Raw genomic sequence first — 17,524 nt, 5'->3', positions numbered from 1 at the left:
ATATGCAATGGTACCAAAATTTAAGCCAGTTTGTTGAAAATATGTTAAAATTGCAGGAATGGGTGAAGTTTATCTCTCGCTGGGAAGTAACCAGGGAAACAGGCAGGCAAACCTGCAGGCTGCGTTAAAGAAGCTGGAAGTATTGCTGGGAAAGCCGGTAAAAGTTTCGGGTATTTACCGGACTGCTGCCTGGGGGAAAACGGATCAGCCGGGCTTCCTGAACCAGGTGCTTTCCTTCCATATGGAGCCCGGCCAGGAAACCTGGCTGCTTCAGCGTATCCTTGAAACGGAAATGGCTTTGGGAAGGGTGCGGAAGGAAAAGTGGGAAGCAAGAGCGATTGATATAGATATTCTTTTAGCAGGTGAAAAGGTGATCAATACAGAGACGCTCACCGTGCCTCATCCCTGGCTTCACCTGAGGCGTTTCGTGCTTGTTCCCTTGAATGAAATTGCTCCGGATCTGCTGCATCCGGTTTTGGATAAAACAATACGTGAATTACTGGAAATTTGCCCTGACCGGTTGGAAGCAGAGAAAATTGCTGATTCGTAGACGCTATCCGGTTATCGTTCTTTCAGGCCTGCCGAAGCGTGAAATCGTAAGACTCCATGATCAGGTTGGCCAGCAGTTTCCGGCAGGCTTCATCTACCTTTGCCCGGGCGGATTCCTGGTCCGGTGATTCAATCTCAAGGGTAATGTGCTTTCCAATACGGACGTTTTGAATTTCATTCAGGCCCAGGTTTACCATACTCTTAGTTACGGCTTTCCCCTGCGGGTCCAGAATTTCCTTGTGAGGCATTACATTGATCTCGGCAATAAATTTCATTTTTTCCAACTATGAGATTTGAATTCCTTTAAACTTTGTTTGCCCGAAGAACCACCGGCGACAGCAGGTACAGCACAACGATTACCGGGACTGCGGCAAATTTAAGGAAAAGGATTAACAGCAGGCATATTCCCAGGAAAATATAGCGAAAGCGGTTCCCGGCCTTGTCTTCCCGGCTGAATTTCAGGGAAGGCAGGGGAGAGGGGCTACCAGGAGGTAGCTAAGCATCAGGGTGAGCGGAAGCAGGAAAAGGGGATGGCCAATGAACGTTCCCGCCTGCGGAAAAAGGTCCGGAATAAACGGCAGCGAAGCAATGAAGAGTCCGCAGGCCGGCGTAGGCAAGCCCAAAAAGCTGTTCTTTTGCCGGTCGTCCACATTAAAGCTGGCCAGCCTCAGTGCAGAAAATACCGTGACGAGAAAACTTGTGAAGGCCCATTCCTGACCCGGAACCGGGAAATCGCCGGGTTGGAGCAGCCGAAAAATGATCAGGCCGGGCACCAGGCCGAAACTGATCACATCGGCAAGGGAATCTAACTCCTTGCCGATGGATGACCATGCATTCAGCGCTCTTGCCGCCAAACCGTCGAAAAAATCAAAAAAGGCGGCGAGGAATACCAGGTAACAGCCTGTCTGTACTTCTCCCTTCATCACAAAAACTACTGCAGCGCATCCGGAGAGAAGATTAAGACAAGTGATTAAATTTGGTAAGTGTCGCAAGTTAACTATTCATTGATACCAGGAACTCGTCGTTATCCTTGGTTCCGCGCATCTGGGAAAGCAGGAATTCAATGGCTTCCTGGGAGTTCATATCCGCAAGATGGTTCCGCAAAATCCATACCCTTTGAAGCGCTTCCTTATCAAGCAACAGTTCATCGCGGCGGGTAGAAGAAGCCGTGATGTCAATGGCAGGGAAGAGACGCTTGTTGGATAATTTCCGGTCAAGCTGCAATTCCATGTTACCTGTTCCCTTGAACTCTTCAAAAATTACTTCGTCCATTTTGGAGCCGGTATCTATCAGGGCGGTAGCAAGAATGGTGAGCGATCCGCCGTTCTCGATCTTACGGGCAGCGCCAAAGAAACGTTTTGGCTTATGCAGGGCATTGGCATCCACACCGCCTGAAAGTATTTTTCCGGAAGCCGGAGCCACGGTGTTGTAGGCGCGTGCAAGGCGGGTAATGGAATCCAGCAGGATCACCACATCATGTCCGCATTCGACCATTCTCTTGGCTTTTTCCAGAACGATATTCGCGATCTTCACGTGCCTTTCCGCCGGTTCGTCAAAGGTGGAGGAGATTACTTCAGCACGGACGCTTCGTGCCATGTCCGTAACTTCTTCCGGCCGTTCATCTATCAGAAGGATGATCAAATATGCTTCCGGATGATTGGCCGCGATGGAATTGGCCACATCCTTCAGTAGCTGGGTTTTACCGGTTTTCGGCTGAGCGACGATCAAACCGCGCTGGCCTTTCCCGATGGGGGTGAAGAGATCCATTAACCTGGTGGAATAATTATCCATTTTAGTGACCAGGTTGAACTTTTCATACGGGAAAAGCGGCGTCAGGTAATCGAAAGGCACACGATCCCGCACTTCTGCCGGGCCGCGGCCGTTAATGGCCTCGATCCTTACCAGCGGGAAGTATTTTTCTCCTTCTTTTGGCGGGCGGATATTGCCCCTTACCGTATCACCGGTTTTTAGTCCGAAAAGCTTTATCTGCGATTGCGAAACATAAATATCGTCGGGCGAGGTAAGGTAGTTATAATCAGCTGAACGCAGAAAGCCATACCCGTCCGGCATGATCTCCAGGGCGCCTTCATTAATGATTACATTATCAAAATCCAGGGAAGAGGTGCTGGCCGGCTGTTCTACACGCGGGCGCTGCGCTTTCTTCTCTTCGTTTCCTTTATCCGGTCTTTTTTCGGAATAAGGGATCCTCTCGGCTTCAGAAGCAGAACCGCCGGCTGATCTCTGTACTATTTCTTCTTTATTCGGAGCGGAATACCTTTCTTCACTGGCCATTAAGGGGGATTCGGCTTTTTCCTCTCCTTTTTCATCCCCTTTTCTTATACGCGCCCTGCGTCCGCGCTTAGCCTTATCATTGCCGTTTGCGCTGGTATTTGAATTTGAATTTGAGCCGTTTGTTTTTTCGGCTGTTTCAGGAGAAGGGGCAGAAGGTTCAGCAGGCTCGCTTTCGCTCTTTTGCTTTTCCACTATGCTGCGGATTAATTGCTGTTTACGCAGCTCATCATAGTCGGAGATGTTCAGGGTTTTTGCGATTTCCCTTAATTCAGCTACGAGCTTAGCGTTTAATTCTGATTCGTTAAACATGAAAATAATATTAAATAACTGATATAGGCGTCAGACATCCGCACACGTATATAGAAAAAACGATGGATTTGATTTTGAATGCACGGGGTTATCTGAAGACGAATGATTCCTTGTAAGAGGCATTTGAGATTATACTGCAATAGTAGGGATTATAATTTGTTTTTCAAATTTTTTTAAAAAAATATGATGATCGCACCCTGCTTGGGAAGGGACGGAAATATTTGCTTATTTTGCAGGAAAACCTGCAGAGAGAATGACACGTGAAGAACTTTTTGAAGAAATTAAAAAAAAGCGCTCCTTTTTATGCGTAGGCCTCGATACGGATATCGATAAAGTACCTTCCCATTTATTGAAGGAAGAAGATCCGGTATTCGAATTCAACAAGCAGATCATTGACGCGACCAAGGATCTTTGCATCGCCTATAAGCCCAATATCGCTTTTTATGAGTGCCGCGGCGTTGTCGGCTGGGAGAGCCTGCGTAAAACGCTGGAGTACATTCCTAAAGAAATATTTACCATTGCAGATGCAAAAAGGGGCGATATCGGCAATACTTCCCTGATGTACGCCCGGACATTCTTCCAGCCGGAAAGTTCCGGCCTGGACTTTGATTCGGTAACTGTTGCCCCTTATATGGGAATTGACAGCGTAGCCCCCTTCCTGGGGTTTGAAGGCAAATGGGCAATTGTGCTGGCATTAACCTCTAATGAGGGCAACAAGGATTTTCAATACCTGGAAACCGAGGATGACTTCCTGTTCGAAAAGGTCATTACTACTTCCAGGGAATGGGCAGGCCCTGACAGGCTGATGTACGTAGTAGGCGCCACTCAGCCGGATGCCTTTGCAGATGTTCGTAAACTTGCTCCTGATCATTTCCTGCTGGTTCCAGGTATCGGCGCCCAAGGTGGAAATTTGAGCGAAATTGCCGAGTGCGGCCTGAACGGCCAATGCGGGTTGATCGTAAATTCGTCCCGAGGAATAATTTATGCATCCGGCGCAGAAGATTTTGCCGATAAAGCAAGAATGCAAGCAAAGAAATTACAGGAAGAAATGCAGCATTTGCTGGAAAAGATGTAAATTTGTCTATGCTACAGCAGATGATAAGCTATGTTGAACGACAGTCGTTCGGTGTTTGTACTTACCTTGCCGACCGCTTCAATATTTCCCTTGGAAAACTTCGTCTATTCTTTATTTATTCCTCTTTTCTCGCTGTGGGCTTCCCGATCATCTTCTATCTTCTTGCCGGTATCGTGCTGGACATTCGCCGTTACGTGAGCTTTCGCCGCAAAAGCAGCATTTGGGAACTTTAGTGCAGCGATCACTAAATTTGTACGCCCCAAATCTGCTTGTTTTTTGCTGGTAAAAAATGTCAGTCACGTCCCCTTCCGGAATCCGCATAAAGCATCAGATTAAGCAAGCCCCGCGTGCGGGGGGGCGGTACACGAGTTTAATATACACGCAGCGAGCGATGTTGATTCTCCCGAACGGAGAATCGCCTTAGCGAGTCCGGGTATATTAAACCCGTACCGCGCGCAGGGCCTGTCACTCAGTCTTATTCCTTATTTGTTACTGATGGCCAATTCTGCTTCCTGGCTTTTGCCAGCGGCGGCGGCGGCACCATGAATCCCAGGCTCAGCGGCGGTAATGATATTTACGTCTTCCCGTTCCCATATGCCGGAATTAACCAAACGGTCAAAATGAACGCTTCCTATCATATACGCATTGTTATGGCTTACGTATTGCTCATGTACTTCTTCGAAAATATCAGGGGGCAGGGGATTGGCCGGGTTATAGCGGATATAGAGGTTGATGAAAAAGTCATTGCTCACCTGAAGGTTCTCGTGTAGCTGGTATTTTTTGTATTCGTATTTGTAATTATACGTAAGGGCGGAAATATCGGAAAGCACGGCCGAACCGGTAGGGTTGCTGCCGGCGCCCTTTCCTACAAAGTACTGATATTCCGAAAAAATGCTCTCCACCATCACGGCATTGTATTCGTAATCTATGCCGAAAAGCTTGCTTTCCGGTGTGATAAACCTGGGAAGTACCCCGGCAGCAATGGTGTTGCCTATTTTTCGGCAGAAGGCGATCAGTTTGATTTTATACCCTTTTTCTTTCGCATAATTTGCGTCAAAGTCCGAAATATGGGTGATTCCATAATTGAATAGCTGCCCGGGTTTCACAAACAGCCCGAAAGAGTGGGCAAGGATGATCCCCAGCTTGTACTTGGCGTCATAGCCGTCGATATCCAGGCTGGGATCCGATTCGGCAAACCCGTTTACCTGTGCTTCGGAAAGGGCGGTTTCAAAGCTCACGTTTTCCCGGAACATCTTGGTGAGGATGTAGTTGGTGGAACCGTTGAATACTCCTTCTACCGCGCTGAGCTGATCATTGTCATAATATTCTTCAAGGTTCCTGATGATGGGAATACATCCGCAGCAGGAAGCTTCGTATAGCAGGGGGACATTAGACGATAGTTGCAGGCGGAACAATTCTTCAAAGTTGTCCGCGAGCATTTTCTTGTTGGCCGTCACCACCGCTTTCCCGTTTTGAAGGGCAGTTTTTACGATTTCGAAGGCAGCAACCGGATCATCGATCAATTCGACGATCACATCGATATCATCGTTAAACAGCAGCTCGTTCTTATCCAGAGTGAAATAATGTTCGGGCAGCGAGCGCTTTTTGCTTGCATTTTTAATACAAATTTTCCGAATTTCGGCTTTTATACCCTTGCTGTGGCTCAGCACATTATACAATCCCTGGCCAACGCAGCCAAAGCCGAAAACGCCTAGTCTTGTTTTAGAACTATCACTCATGCTTTCCTTGTCAACTTAAAATAAAAAAACCTCTTCCGACTTGTCAGAAGAGGTTTCGATATAATGATTTTAATCTATCTTAAACTCTTACAACTTATCTGTCAGGAGTTAGCACCTTTTCCCCGGCATTATTATGCCGCCTGGAAGGGTTGCTAAGACGTCAACGGGCCTGTCCCTCGGTCTTTCTGGATAAGTGGAATAAAGAACGTTCTTTGGCCGCAAAGGTACAGACCTTTACCAGCTTTTGCAAATCAATTAATGTAATCAGTTTATAGTTTGTAGTTTATAGTTTTTAGGGTTTTTGGGTTCGTCCTTCGGAATTTGTTTTATTGGGTTGTTTAGTTTGTAGTTTGTAGTTTGTAGTTTTTAGGGTTTTTGGGTTCTGCCTTCGGAATTTGTTTTATTGGGTTGTTTAGTTTGTAGTTTGTAAGGGTTTTTGGGTTCTGCCTTTGGAACCAAATCCTAACGTTTACCGGGTGTTTAGGAGTTCTCCGGATTCAACCTTCGAAATTGCATGCCTGGGCTTTTGTCTAAGCCTGCGCAAACCACCAACAAGCTTGTGCAAACCACCAAAAAAGAAATAGCAAAAACTCAAACTAACCATTAATGACAAACGAGAAGCGAGTTGAATACTAGTGCCAAAACTTCAGAAACTAACTAAACTTGAAGCAATGACTAAAAAGGCCGAGCTAATGACTATGGCCATCAACAACGAACCAATAATTAAAAATTTAAGCCTAAAGCTAAAAAGTCCAAACTAGAAGACTTAAGGTAGATGCTTTAAGCTCGAAACTATAAGCGCTAATAAAAAACTCGAAGCTACAAACTTAAACCCCAAACTATAAACTGTGACTTCTAAACTAGAGACTATAACCTAAAAACCTTAAACTATAAACTTTAAACCGTTGCAAAGCAACATTAAGCTGAATTCCGCGCGGCGTTGATATTGCCGTAGAGCGAACGGGTTACCATTTTCTCGTACGTTGCCCGTAATTCAGGGTCCTGATCATTGTTTTCGAGTTCGTGGAGACGGTTAAGTGCATACTGCTGAATAGTGAGCAGGGGCAGCACAATCCTTTCCCGGATTTTGATGGACGCTCTTTCTACGGGATAACTGTCCATTAATTCATCTGAGCCGGAAACGTCGAGCAGATATTTTTTCGTGAGCTTAAATTCGCTGTACAATTTCTTCCAGAATTCGCCGAACTCGGGATCCTTTTCCAGGTAATGGGTAAGGGGGAAATAGGATTTTGACATGGACATCATGCTGTTATCAATGAGCGTCCGGAAGAATTCGGATTTTTTGTACAAGCGCCTGGCTGCATCCATTTTCCCCATTTCCTCGAACCGGGACAAGGCGGTGCCCACCCCGTAAAAGCCGGGTACATTTTGTTTCAGCTGGCTCCAGGAGCCGACGAAAGGAATGGCGCGCAGATCTTCGAAGCGGAAAACGTCTGATTTTTTGCGGCTGGTAGGGCGGCTGCCGATATTGGTTTTCCCATAGTATTTCAGCGTACCTACCCTTACCAGGTATTCGATGAATTTCGGATGAGCTTTTAGTTCCTTATAGGAGTCGTATGCCAGGTCGCCCAGCTCCTGAAGCAGATTTTTGTCTTCGTCGCTAAGCTGGTACTTGGTGTCAGCGAATAATTCATTGGAGATACCGGCGGTAAGGAGCTGTTCCATGTTAAAGCGCGCCGATTCAATCGTGCCGAAATTGGAGCTGATGGTCTGCCCCTGTACGGTGAGCTGGATCTCGGCGGTTTCGATTTCCGTACCCAGCGAGGAGTAAAACTTATGAGTTTTTCCGCCGCCGCGGGCAGGAGGGCCGCCCCGTCCGTCGAAAAACGACACTTTAATGCCATATTTGTATGATACCGCCGATAATGCCTCTTTCGCTTTATAAATAGACCAGTTGGCCATCAGGTATCCGCCGTCCTTGGTGCCGTCGGAAAAACCGAGCATGATCGTTTGCCGGTTACCCCTGCGGCGAAGATGTTCGGCATAGTATGGATTCCGGTATAACTCTTCCATGATGTCCGGCGCATTCACCAGGTCGTCGATGGTTTCAAACAGCGGGATAATATCAATTTTTACTTCTTCCCGGCTCCAGCCGCATAAGCGGATCATGGCGTATATCTCCATGACATTCAGCACACTCTGGCAATTGCTGATTACGTACCGGTTGGCCCCGCGCTCCCCGTTCTTTTCCTGGATGGTCTTGATCGCGTAAATGGATTCAAGGGTGTCGCGGGTGATCTTATCATCAAAGATATCCGGATTCAGTTTGCCTTCCACCTTACTCAGTAACTCAATTTGCTGTCCCGAAGGTAATTCGGCAAAATCCGGGGGCAGCAGGTCATTGCCTGTGTTCTTTTTATACTGCCGGATGATGTTCAGCAACACCTGGTGATGTACCCGGCTGTCCTGGCGTATATCCAGCGTAGCAAAATGATAACCGAACAGCCTTACTTTGCTGATGAGGCTGTCCAGCTGATCTATGAACAGGGAATTATGCTGTCTTATGACAATGTCCCGTATCTCCAGCAGCTTTTGAAACAGCTCGTCTGTCGGGAGGATGGAGGGGTCTTTCTGCAGGAAAGAAATGTCGTACATCTTTTCTTCCAGCTCGCCAATTACTTTGTCAACCTGGTTGAAGGTCAGCCTTCTTCTGAGCCGGCGCAGATCGCGGCTATAGCATTTCAGTACGGCCACGCGGAGGCTGTCGGCTACGCGCAGGGAGGTTTCGGCGTCCACGTAAGGATTGCCGTCCCGGTCGCCGCCCGGCCAGAAACCAAGGTCAAAAATATTGTTCACGGTTACGCTTTCGCCGTCTTCGGGCATATGCGATTTTATTTCCCTGTAAATATTGCCGATCGCCTTGTAAAAAATATTCTCCAGGTACCAAATAAGGCTTATCGCTTCATCATAGGGCGTAGGCTGTTCCTTTTTGAAAAAAGGTGTCTTGCCCAATTGCTGAAGGAGCAGGTTAATAGAAGTCAGGTCATTTTCCTTGATGGCTTGCGCCAGGTCGGTAATGATGCCAAGTACAGCTCCAGGGTAAAACTGGGTAGGATGAGCGGTAAGCACCAGGCGGACTTTGAAGTCCTCCATCTTATTCTTGAGCTGGTCTACGCGTTTTTTTTGCTGGGTTTCCGTGAAAAGGTAGCGCAGGCTGCCTACGCCTTCCAGGTCATTCACATTGGAAAAAGCGGCATCTTCGATGGAATCAAAAAGCACCACCTGCCGTTCAATGAACTGGATAAAACGGAAGAGAACGTCAATTTTTTCTTTTTCGGTTTTCAGCCCTGTATGCTGGCTGAAAAAATCATCAATGATCTGCCTTGGATTTTTTCCCTTTTCAAAACCATTCTCACAATGACTGGCAAGCAAGGGTAATATAACGGCCGTATTGGCAACATCCTTAAATGGTAATGTCAGGAACAGGCTATTGTAAATCTGGTACTTGGCAACAACATCCTGGTTGAAATTTTCCAAAGCCTGACTGGGGTTCATATTGTCGGGAGATTTTTATTTTGTTAACGAACACGATTCTGCCCTGCAAAGTAACAAAAAAGTGCTGAATTTTTTGAGTTTATGTCAATAAAAAGCCCCAAACGGGGCTGAATTCTTAATTATCCGAAAGTACTAGTAAACGAATAGCTTGTTGCCGGCCATGACTTCCTGTTTCTTTTCGTCGAAAGTCGCTTTTTCGCCGGTACGGTAAGCGGCATTGGCCATAATCAGCGCAATAGAATGCGAATATGCCGCTTCGATGGGTGCGTTGGTGGCCTTTTCCCGGGCACGTACGCATTCCATCCAGTTCCGTACATGGGACCAGGTAAGAGAGTCACCGCCGGTATTGGCGGCCGTCTCCACTTTCTGGGCCTCGGAGGCCAGTTCTATTTCCGGGAGCAGATTTGGTTTCATTCCCATAGCGCTTGCATGGTTTTCCTGCAATCCTCCGTTGGGGGATACCTTATTATTGTCAATGTCTATCATGCCGCCGTTGGAATAATATAATTCCTTGATGCCCCCGGCCGAATTATGGAAACGGGAGCTGTAGACAACCTGGAAGCCGGTGTCAGGCTGGTCTTCCGGGCCGTACTCAAATACGGCTGTGAGCGTATCGGCATTGCTGCGCCCATCTTTCCACTGGTAAATACCGCCGTTGGCTACCACGTTGCGTGGATGTTTCAAACCGCTGAACCAGTGAACGGTATCTATCTGGTGTGTCATCCACTGCCCGAAGATCCCGGAGGAATAAGGCCAGAAAAGGCGATACTCAAGGTATTTTCGCGGATCCCATGTATCTTTTGGACGGCTCACCAGGTACCTGCCCCAATCGGTATCGGATTCCCTGATGGCAGCTACCAGTTCCGGGCGGCGCCAGCGTCCGGGCTGGTTTACGTTCCAGGACATTTCCACGATGGTGATAGGGCCAAACTTCCCATCCTGGATGAAATTGGCGGCTGCGTGATAATTGGAGCCGCTACGGCGCTGGGTGCCTACCTGGAATACCCTGTCAGAGCCCTTCACCGCCTTCAACGCTGCTTTGGCGTCGGCCATGGTCTCGGCGAAAGGTTTTTCGCAATAGACATCGCAGTTGTTTTCTATGGCCTCTACCGTATGATAGGCATGCTGAAAGTCCGCGGTAGCAATGATTACCGCGTCCAGGTCCTTTATTTTGTATAATTCCTCATTGTTTACGCAGGCCTGTACGGAATGGCCGATCTTTTCGGCGATCTGCGCTTTCCCTTCTTCCCGTCTGCGGTTCCAGATGTCCGATACCGCAATTATATCAAAGTTCAGCTCCTTGCTGGATGAAACGAAGGAGGGCAGGAGGGAAGACCTGAACCGGTCTGAAAAGCCTACAACGCCTACGTTCACCCGGTCATTAGCGCCCAGGATGCGTGCGTAGCTGCTTTTGGAGAAACCCATGGCGCCCATCATAAAGCCGGCGCCGCCGGCTGCCGACAGCCTGATGAATTGTCTCCTGGAGGTATTCTTAGCATTCATAATTATAAAGATTAGGGTTTACACATTCGGGTTCCATCCTTTTTCGTAAGAGCGCTGCCATAGCTTCATGGCTTCTTTGTCTCCTTTAATATGGCCATTGGACGGATCCAGGTGAAGCGCGCGGCCCACACGCTGAGAAATATTGCCAAGGTGGCATAGAAGCACGCTTTTATGCCCTTCTTCAATATCAGAATGGAGTGAGGCGTTGCCGCGGACGGTTTCCAGGAAATTATTAAGATGTACGGCATCCAGGCCTGCCCCGCCGGGGCTTACCACGTTCGTTGAATCGGCCTTGTCGGATGATTCCTTCTTTTTGATCAGTTTATTGTCCTGGTCATAGAATTCGTAGCTGTTTCCGCCGTCGGTTACCAGCGTGCCTTTTTCACCGTAAACGATAAAACCCCTGCCGCTTCCCTGTACGGGGAATTTATTGCAGCTGCGGCCTTCCCAGGTAAGGGCTTTTTCTTCTCCGAACTCAATGCTGATCACCTGGGTATCGGTGGTTTGCCAGTCATCCTGGCCACGGTACTGGTAGCGCCCTCCGGCGGATACGACCTTGGTAGGATAATCTACATCAAGGGCCCAGCGCATGCAATCTATTTCATGCGTCCCGTTATTGCAGGCTTCCCCGGTACCCCAGTGCCAGAACCAATGCCAGTTATAGTGTACGATGTTATCGCGATAGTTTTTACGCGGGGCAGGCCCCTGCCACAAGTCCCAGTCCAGATTGGGTGGCGCCGGAACCTCCTTGCCAAAGTTAATGGGCCCCCGGTTATTCGCATACCAGCCGCGCGCAAAGTAGGCTTTCCCGATAATCCCTTCGTGGACCAGCCCGATGGCTTCCATTATTTTATCCCAGGAACGGCGCTGGTTTCCCATTTGCACGAACTTATCGTACTTACGGGAAGCTTCAATAAGTAGTTCCCCTTCAAAAGGATTTTGCGAGCAGGGCTTTTCCACATATACGTGTTTCCCGGCCTGACAGGCAAGAATAGCTGCAGGTGCATGCCAATGGTCGGGAGCGGCGATCACCAGCACGTCCAGCGCCTTTTCTTCCAGCAGCTTCCGGACGTCGGAAAAGGTTTTAGGAGCTTTGCCGCCTTTATCGGTCACCGCCTTTACGCCTTTGGCTAGTGCTTTTTCTTCCACGTCGCAAATATAACCTACTTCCACTCCGTCCATTCCGGCCAGCACGCCGGCCAGGTGGCCACCGCGGCTGTTGGTTCCCATGATGCCGGCCACCAGCTTTTCATTCGGTGCGTTTTTGCCAAACAGCGGGAAATTAAGCGCGCCCAAGCCAATTCCGGCGCCCGCCAGCGCTGAGGTTTTGATAAAATCTCTTCTTCTTACTGTCATTTTGGTTTTCTTACTTCAGCTCCCTGATCTTAATGCTTTTAAAGCAAACGTTGTTGCCGTGGTCCTGGATCAGGATATGCCCTTTTTCGGCTTCCCCGAAATTTTCCCAGTCCTTGTATTTGCTGATAGCGACCAGGTCGCGGAATTCCTGGGATCCGCGTACGTATTCCACTACTTTCCTGCCGTTGAGCCAGTGTTCCACCTTATTGTCGGGGTTTACGACGAGGCGGGCATGGTTCCATTCTCCCGGCCCGCGTACGAAGCGCCCTTCCTTGTCGGCTTTGATCAGGTCATACAGGGAAGCCAGCGTGCGATTGCCGTTGCGTCCCATTTTCGCGTCCGGATGATTCTTGTCATCCAGCAGCTGGTATTCCAGCCCGATGGCAGAGGCATTTTTTACGTCGTAATTTTCGGTAACAAAGTATTTAATGCCGCTGTTGGCGCCTTCGGTAAGTTTAAAATCAAGCTGGAGTTCGAAAGTACTGTACTCGCCGGTGGTCACAATATCACCGCCGTTCTGGGATTCGGCACCATCGGATTCTTCCACGCAAAGTACGCCTTCTTTAATGGTCCAGCCAGATTCGGGAAATGTTTCCTTGTGAGCGCCTCTCCAGCCTTCGGTGGTTTTGCCGTCCCAGAGCAGCGTCCATCCCTGCGCTTTTTCCTGTTCGGAAATCGAGTTCGGCAAGTTATTCACTACGAAAATATCATCGGGCGCCGAAGGCTGAAGGTTTTCAGTTTTGATCCGGATATTGCGCCAGCGGATCTCTTTACCCACTTCATTTTCATTGTTTCCAATGGAATGCACCTGGAGGCAAATGAGGCCGCTCAGGGTGAGGTCATCCTGAAGGTTAGCCGCCGGTACGCCGTTCAGCCAGGTACGGATGGAACTGCCAATGCACTCGATGCGGGCTTTGTTCCATTCCCCTTGCTTAAAAGCTCCCTGCGCTTCGGGATTCAGGGAAAGGGGGTAAAGCCATCCGCGGCGGGCCTCGTCATAAATCCCCGCGGACCAGGCACGGTCTGAAGGATCCAGTTCAAACTGGTAACCGTGTACCCGGCCCTTCATCACCGAACTATCGTGAATGCTTCTGAACTGGATGCCGGAATTGATCGTGGAATCTACCATGAATTCCAGTTCCAGGATGAAGTCCCCGTACTCCCGGTCGGTAGCCAGGAAGCTATTCGGACTGCCCGTAACGGTAGTGCCTACAATTTCCCCGTTTTCCACGCGGTATTCCGCCGTGCCGTTCACCTGTTCCCAGCCGCTCAGGTCCTTCCCGTTAAAAAGGTCAACCCAGCCGTCGTCTTTCTGGCCGCCCGTAGAAGAGGTGCAGGAGATCATTGTTGCAAGCAGGCCCATTCCTGCCAGGATAGTTGCCAGGACGGGCTTTATCTGTTTTTTGGACATTGTAATAGAGTTTTTATATGTATTGGTTTATTATATTTTCATATAATTCCTGCCTGCCGCTCGTAAGGGCGGGCTCTCCCTGTTCAGCCGCATGGTTCCGAAGGTCTTCCAGGCTCAGCTGCCCGTCTTCAAAGGCTTTTCCTTTTCCAGAATCAAAAGAGGCATAGCGCTCCTGTTTCATTTTTTTGAGGGGGAAGCGGAAAGGATCCGGTCAGCGGTAATAAAAGCCCTCGCAAAGGCATCCATTCCGCCGATGTGGGCATGGAAGATATCTTCGAGGTCGGTCGAGTTCCGGCGGGTCTTGGCGTCAAAGTTAACACCGCCCGTTTTGAAACCGCCTGCTTCCAGGATGATCAGCGCTGCTTCGGTCAGTTCGTTCAGGTCAGTAGGGAACTGGTCCGTATCCCAGCCGTTCTGGTAATCGCCCCGGTTTGCGTCAATGCTGCCCAGCATTCCTGCATCGGCTGCTACCTGTAATTCATGCTGGAACGTATGTCCGGCCAGGGTAGCGTGATTGACTTCGATATTCAGCTGGAAATCCTTTTCGAGGCCATGCTGGTTCAGGAAACCGATCACCGTGGCTGAATCGTAGTCATATTGGTGTTTGGTAGGTTCGCAGGGCTTGGGTTCCACAAGAAAAGTTCCCTTGAACCCTTGTTTGCGGGCATAATCCCTTGCCATCCCCAGGAAACGGCCCATATGTTCCAGTTCCCTTTTCATATTGGTATTCAGCAGGCTCATATAACCTTCGCGGCCGCCCCAGAAAACATAATTTTCGCCTCCCAGCTCAATGGTAGCGTCTATGGCGTTTTTAACTTGCGCGCCTGCATAAGCTACCGCTGAAAAATCCGGATTGGTAGCCGCGCCGTTCATATAGCGGGGATTGGAAAAAACATTGGCCGTGCCCCATAAGAGTTTAATACCGGTTTGCGCCTGTTTTTCCTTTGCATGATCCACAATGGCGCGAAGGCGCCGTTCATATTCGGCCACCGAGGACCCTTCATCCACCAGGTCAATGTCATGAAAGCAATAATAAGGAATGCCGATCTTGGAAATAAACTCGAAAGCAGCATCCATCTTGTCTTTTGCGCGGTCTACCGCATCTGCCTTCGCATCCCAGGGGAAGGCTTTGGTACCAGGGCCGAAGGGGTCCCCTCCGGTATTACAGAAGGTATGCCAGTAGGCTACTGCAAACCGCAGGTGTTCTTTTAAAGACTTTCCGGCAATTACCCGGTTCTCGTCGTAATGCTTGAAAGCCAACGGATTATCTGACTCCGGACCTTCATAACCAATCTTTTGGATTCCTGTAAAATACTTAGTGTCAATCATACAATTTGTTTTTCTTTCTGCAAGTTACAAAACCCATCCCCGGTAATAAATTTTTCCCAAGATAAAAATTGTGCAATCGATTTAAAAATTAATTTCGAAAAAATGATCGCCTTTGCGTGAATAACTTTGCTGCCTTCGCGCAGGGATTAGTTCCGGGGCGCCGTTTGTACTTCTATGGTCCCGCCTTTGAGGAACAGGTCATGGGGAATGAAATACCCCTCGTTTTCTTTTCCATTCACCAGGATCCGGCTCATCTTCCTGCTTTTCCCGCTTTTGCGGATGATTACTGATTTTCCGTTCTCAAGTTTCCATGCTACTTCATCGAACACCGGCACGGATACAAGGTATTCGGGATCAGCGGGGGAGTAGGGGTAGAGGCCCAGGGAAGCGAACACATACCAGGAGGACATTTCTCCCGCGTCGTCCATGCCGGGCAGGGCAAGCTCTTCTTCCCCGACCCCATAGTAATTTTCAAGGAGCGTATCAATCACTCTCTGGGATTTCGCGGGCTTCCCGATGAAATAATAGGCAAAGGGAGCTTCATGATCCGGCTGATTACCCTGGCTGTACTGGCCCAGGAAGCTGGAAACGTTGCGCGCAATGTAGTCAGGGTTCCAGGGAAGTGTGAAGAGGGAATCCAGTTTAGCTTCAAATGCCTCCTTGCCGCCGTATAATTCAATCAGGCCGGGCATGTCATGGGGTACGTAAAAGGATACCTGCCAGGCGCTGGCTTCCCGGTACATATATTCGTAATAAGGATATTCCGGGTTGAACGGCTGGATCCACGCACCGTTCTCCAGCTTTCCTCTCATAAAATTGACCCTTGTATCGAATACATTCCGGTAATTCCCGGAGCGATCCATCAGTTCCCGGTAATGAAGGGTATCGTCCAGCGCCGCTGCCAGGAGGGCAAGGGAATAATCGTCGTAGGCATATTCCAGGGTTTTGCTCACACCTGCCTTCCCTTTGGTTTCTACATGCGGATGTTCCACGTCAGGGTCCGAAATATACCCCTTTTCTATATACTCGCTGATATAAGGCCTGCTCCCGCCTTCCTTATAAGCGTTATTCAGCAGCAGGCCGAAGGCCTTTTCCGCGTCAAAGCCACGGGACCCGCGCAGGTAAGTGCCTGCAATGAAAGCTGCGGCATGATCTCCGTGGAAAAAGGTAGGGATAAAGCCGGTTTTTTCACCTTTGTCAATGAGTGATTTGATCACGTCTTCCGTGACGCGGGGCGAAACAATACTGAGCAATACCAGCTTGTTCCGGTAGGTATCCCAGAACGAAGGGTTGGTATAATAATTAAAGTCTTCCTGTTGTACCTTTCCCTTTACGTCCCGGAACTGCCCGTTTATATCACTTCTAAGGGCCGGCCAGAGAAATGATCGGTACAGCGAGCTGTAAAAAAGCTCTTTCTGCTTTTCAGTCCCTCCTTTTATAGCTATTTTCAAAAGCAGGGCATTCCAGGCCTCCCTGCCTTCGCTGTGGATATCCTCAAAGGATTTCGATCCTATTTCTTCCCGGAGGTTTTCGGCGGCATTGACTGCGCTGACATAGGACAGGCCGATCTTTAGCAGAACGGGCCCATTCTGCGCGCCGGATCCTTCTTTACCGGCCAGGTCTTTCTCATTAGCAGTTTCCTCACCTGCCGCTTCTTCAACCGGGCCTTCCGTACCTGGGTCTTCTGTATCTTGGTTTTCCTCACCGGCCGCTTTCCCGCCGCCGGCCAGCTTTACGATGGCATAACCGTCCCGTTCACCCATGCGGACCACTTCCAGGTCTTCCACAGGCTGGCTCAGCCTTACATAAAAATGGATCTTATCATTGCCTACGCGCTGGAAGCCCTCCAGCTCGTTAGCTGAAACCGTATTTATTTCCCAGTCTGATACGCGGTTGTTCGCCTTACCCAGGTCGAAGAGGATCCGGCGGCCGGCGGCAGGGTCTTCCCAGGTATATTCATGTATGCCGCAGCGTAGCGTGGAACTGAGCCTTGCGTTCACCTTATAGTCTTCCAGGAATACTTCATAGTATGCAGGGGATGCCCTTTCCTGGTCATGACTAAAGGAGGATGCATAAGGAAAGCGGGCATCGCCGGAAAGGGGAAGAATAGGAATATTGCACAGGTTCCAGTGGCCCTTGTTTGTATGGGTAAAGCCAATTATCTCTCCGTCCTCATACTGGTAGCCTGCGCCTGTCCCGTATTCGGTAACGGGGCTCAGCTGCACCATGGCGTTGGGCAGGGAAGAGCCGGGGTAGGTAAGGCCCGCCCAAACCCGCCAGCCTTCGGGGGGCGTATAACCTATGAAATCAGGATCGGTAAGAGGAGCTGTTCCAATGAAGGTATTTACGTATTGCGTATAATCCTGTTTGGTTTGCTGCGCCTGGCTGCAGGAGCTGCCCATATAAAGAAATATAAGGGCAAATGCCCTGAAAGTTCCGTTCATT

The 17,524-nt window shown here is 49.2% G+C and carries 14 protein-coding genes and 1 riboswitch; of the genes, 3 read left to right on the top strand and 11 right to left on the bottom strand.

Annotated elements, in window-relative coordinates; all coding sequences use genetic code 11:
• Nucleotides 1–58 precede the first annotated feature (58 nt).
• Nucleotides 59–550: a 2-amino-4-hydroxy-6-hydroxymethyldihydropteridine diphosphokinase gene (gene folK, locus FRZ59_RS16090; RefSeq protein ID WP_132129849.1), complete on the top strand. Its 492-nt coding sequence runs from the start codon at nucleotides 59–61 to the stop codon at nucleotides 548–550.
• Nucleotides 551–572: 22 nt separating this feature from the next.
• Here the strand turns inward: folK and purS are convergent, their stop codons facing one another.
• The 3 genes from purS to rho form a co-directional block, all read right to left on the bottom strand.
• The gene (purS, locus tag FRZ59_RS16085) at nucleotides 573–824 is read right to left on the bottom strand and encodes a phosphoribosylformylglycinamidine synthase subunit PurS (RefSeq protein WP_132129850.1); all 252 of its coding nucleotides are present in this window, start codon (nucleotides 822–824) and stop codon (nucleotides 573–575) included.
• Nucleotides 825–1,007: 183 nt separating this feature from the next.
• The gene (locus FRZ59_RS16080) at nucleotides 1,008–1,475 is read right to left on the bottom strand and encodes a CDP-alcohol phosphatidyltransferase family protein (RefSeq protein WP_349290801.1); all 468 of its coding nucleotides are present in this window, start codon (nucleotides 1,473–1,475) and stop codon (nucleotides 1,008–1,010) included.
• Between the two features lie 67 nt (nucleotides 1,476–1,542).
• Entirely contained in the window at nucleotides 1,543–3,150 is a 1,608-nt protein-coding gene (rho, locus tag FRZ59_RS16075) for a transcription termination factor Rho (RefSeq protein ID WP_132129852.1), read from the bottom strand.
• 253 nt (nucleotides 3,151–3,403) lie between these two features.
• Here rho and pyrF point away from each other — a divergent pair, with 253 nt between their 5' ends.
• Nucleotides 3,404–4,225, top strand: coding sequence for an orotidine-5'-phosphate decarboxylase (gene pyrF / locus FRZ59_RS16070; RefSeq protein ID WP_132129853.1), 822 nt, complete (start codon nucleotides 3,404–3,406; stop codon nucleotides 4,223–4,225).
• An 8-nt stretch (nucleotides 4,226–4,233) separates the two neighbouring features.
• Entirely contained in the window at nucleotides 4,234–4,458 is a 225-nt protein-coding gene (locus tag FRZ59_RS16065; RefSeq protein WP_132129854.1) for a PspC domain-containing protein, read from the top strand.
• Between the two features lie 249 nt (nucleotides 4,459–4,707).
• Here the strand turns inward: FRZ59_RS16065 and FRZ59_RS16060 are convergent, their stop codons facing one another.
• The 8 genes from FRZ59_RS16060 to FRZ59_RS16030 all read right to left on the bottom strand — a co-directional run bounded on the left by FRZ59_RS16060 (nucleotide 4,708) and on the right by FRZ59_RS16030 (nucleotide 17,523).
• Nucleotides 4,708–5,964: a homoserine dehydrogenase gene (locus FRZ59_RS16060; protein ID WP_132129855.1), complete on the bottom strand. Its 1,257-nt coding sequence runs from the start codon at nucleotides 5,962–5,964 to the stop codon at nucleotides 4,708–4,710.
• 91 nt (nucleotides 5,965–6,055) lie between these two features.
• Nucleotides 6,056–6,160, bottom strand: a riboswitch (SAM riboswitch).
• Nucleotides 6,161–6,882: 722 nt separating this feature from the next.
• The gene (locus tag FRZ59_RS16055) at nucleotides 6,883–9,480 is read right to left on the bottom strand and encodes a phosphoenolpyruvate carboxylase (protein ID WP_132129856.1); all 2,598 of its coding nucleotides are present in this window, start codon (nucleotides 9,478–9,480) and stop codon (nucleotides 6,883–6,885) included.
• Between the two features lie 132 nt (nucleotides 9,481–9,612).
• Complete coding sequence (locus FRZ59_RS16050) at nucleotides 9,613–10,983, bottom strand: Gfo/Idh/MocA family protein (protein WP_132129857.1); 1,371 nt, start codon at nucleotides 10,981–10,983, stop codon at nucleotides 9,613–9,615.
• A gap of 18 nt (nucleotides 10,984–11,001) precedes the next feature.
• Nucleotides 11,002–12,339, bottom strand: a complete 1,338-nt coding sequence (locus tag FRZ59_RS16045; RefSeq protein ID WP_132129858.1) for a Gfo/Idh/MocA family oxidoreductase — start codon at nucleotides 12,337–12,339, stop codon at nucleotides 11,002–11,004.
• Nucleotides 12,340–12,349: 10 nt separating this feature from the next.
• On the bottom strand, nucleotides 12,350–13,750 hold the full coding sequence (locus FRZ59_RS16040; RefSeq protein ID WP_132129859.1) for a 3-keto-disaccharide hydrolase: 1,401 nt from the start codon (nucleotides 13,748–13,750) through the stop codon (nucleotides 12,350–12,352).
• A 13-nt stretch (nucleotides 13,751–13,763) separates the two neighbouring features.
• Nucleotides 13,764–13,931 (bottom strand): hypothetical protein, encoded by a 168-nt coding sequence (locus FRZ59_RS19825; RefSeq protein WP_349290800.1) that lies wholly within the window; start codon nucleotides 13,929–13,931, stop codon nucleotides 13,764–13,766.
• On the bottom strand, nucleotides 13,928–15,079 hold the full coding sequence (gene xylA / locus FRZ59_RS16035) for a xylose isomerase (protein WP_349290799.1): 1,152 nt from the start codon (nucleotides 15,077–15,079) through the stop codon (nucleotides 13,928–13,930). Before xylA ends, FRZ59_RS19825 begins: the two co-directional genes overlap by 4 nt.
• 146 nt (nucleotides 15,080–15,225) lie before the next feature.
• Nucleotides 15,226–17,523, bottom strand: a complete 2,298-nt coding sequence (locus tag FRZ59_RS16030) for a GH92 family glycosyl hydrolase (RefSeq protein ID WP_132129861.1) — start codon at nucleotides 17,521–17,523, stop codon at nucleotides 15,226–15,228.
• Nucleotide 17,524: the final 1 nt, after the last annotated feature.

Origin of the sequence: Anseongella ginsenosidimutans, assembly GCF_008033235.1 — a bacterium.
Taxonomy (GTDB): domain Bacteria; phylum Bacteroidota; class Bacteroidia; order Sphingobacteriales; family Sphingobacteriaceae; genus Anseongella; species Anseongella ginsenosidimutans.
The sequence above is the reverse complement of the archived record's forward strand: the minus strand, read 5'-3'. Positions and strand labels throughout refer to the sequence as shown.

Coding starts and splice junctions, on each gene's coding strand:
- folK (WP_132129849.1), top strand. CDS start 59: ATGGGTGAAGTTTATCTCTCGCTGGGAAGTAACCAGGGAAACAGGCAG.
- purS (WP_132129850.1), bottom strand. CDS start 824: ATGAAATTTATTGCCGAGATCAATGTAATGCCTCACAAGGAAATTCTG.
- rho (WP_132129852.1), bottom strand. CDS start 3,150: ATGTTTAACGAATCAGAATTAAACGCTAAGCTCGTAGCTGAATTAAGG.
- pyrF (WP_132129853.1), top strand. CDS start 3,404: ATGACACGTGAAGAACTTTTTGAAGAAATTAAAAAAAAGCGCTCCTTT.
- FRZ59_RS16065 (WP_132129854.1), top strand. CDS start 4,234: ATGCTACAGCAGATGATAAGCTATGTTGAACGACAGTCGTTCGGTGTT.
- FRZ59_RS16060 (WP_132129855.1), bottom strand. CDS start 5,964: ATGAGTGATAGTTCTAAAACAAGACTAGGCGTTTTCGGCTTTGGCTGC.
- FRZ59_RS16055 (WP_132129856.1), bottom strand. CDS start 9,480: ATGAACCCCAGTCAGGCTTTGGAAAATTTCAACCAGGATGTTGTTGCC.
- FRZ59_RS16050 (WP_132129857.1), bottom strand. CDS start 10,983: ATGAATGCTAAGAATACCTCCAGGAGACAATTCATCAGGCTGTCGGCA.
- FRZ59_RS16045 (WP_132129858.1), bottom strand. CDS start 12,339: ATGACAGTAAGAAGAAGAGATTTTATCAAAACCTCAGCGCTGGCGGGC.
- FRZ59_RS16040 (WP_132129859.1), bottom strand. CDS start 13,750: ATGTCCAAAAAACAGATAAAGCCCGTCCTGGCAACTATCCTGGCAGGA.
- FRZ59_RS19825 (WP_349290800.1), bottom strand. CDS start 13,931: ATGAAACAGGAGCGCTATGCCTCTTTTGATTCTGGAAAAGGAAAAGCC.
- xylA (WP_349290799.1), bottom strand. CDS start 15,079: ATGATTGACACTAAGTATTTTACAGGAATCCAAAAGATTGGTTATGAA.
- FRZ59_RS16030 (WP_132129861.1), bottom strand. CDS start 17,523: ATGAACGGAACTTTCAGGGCATTTGCCCTTATATTTCTTTATATGGGC.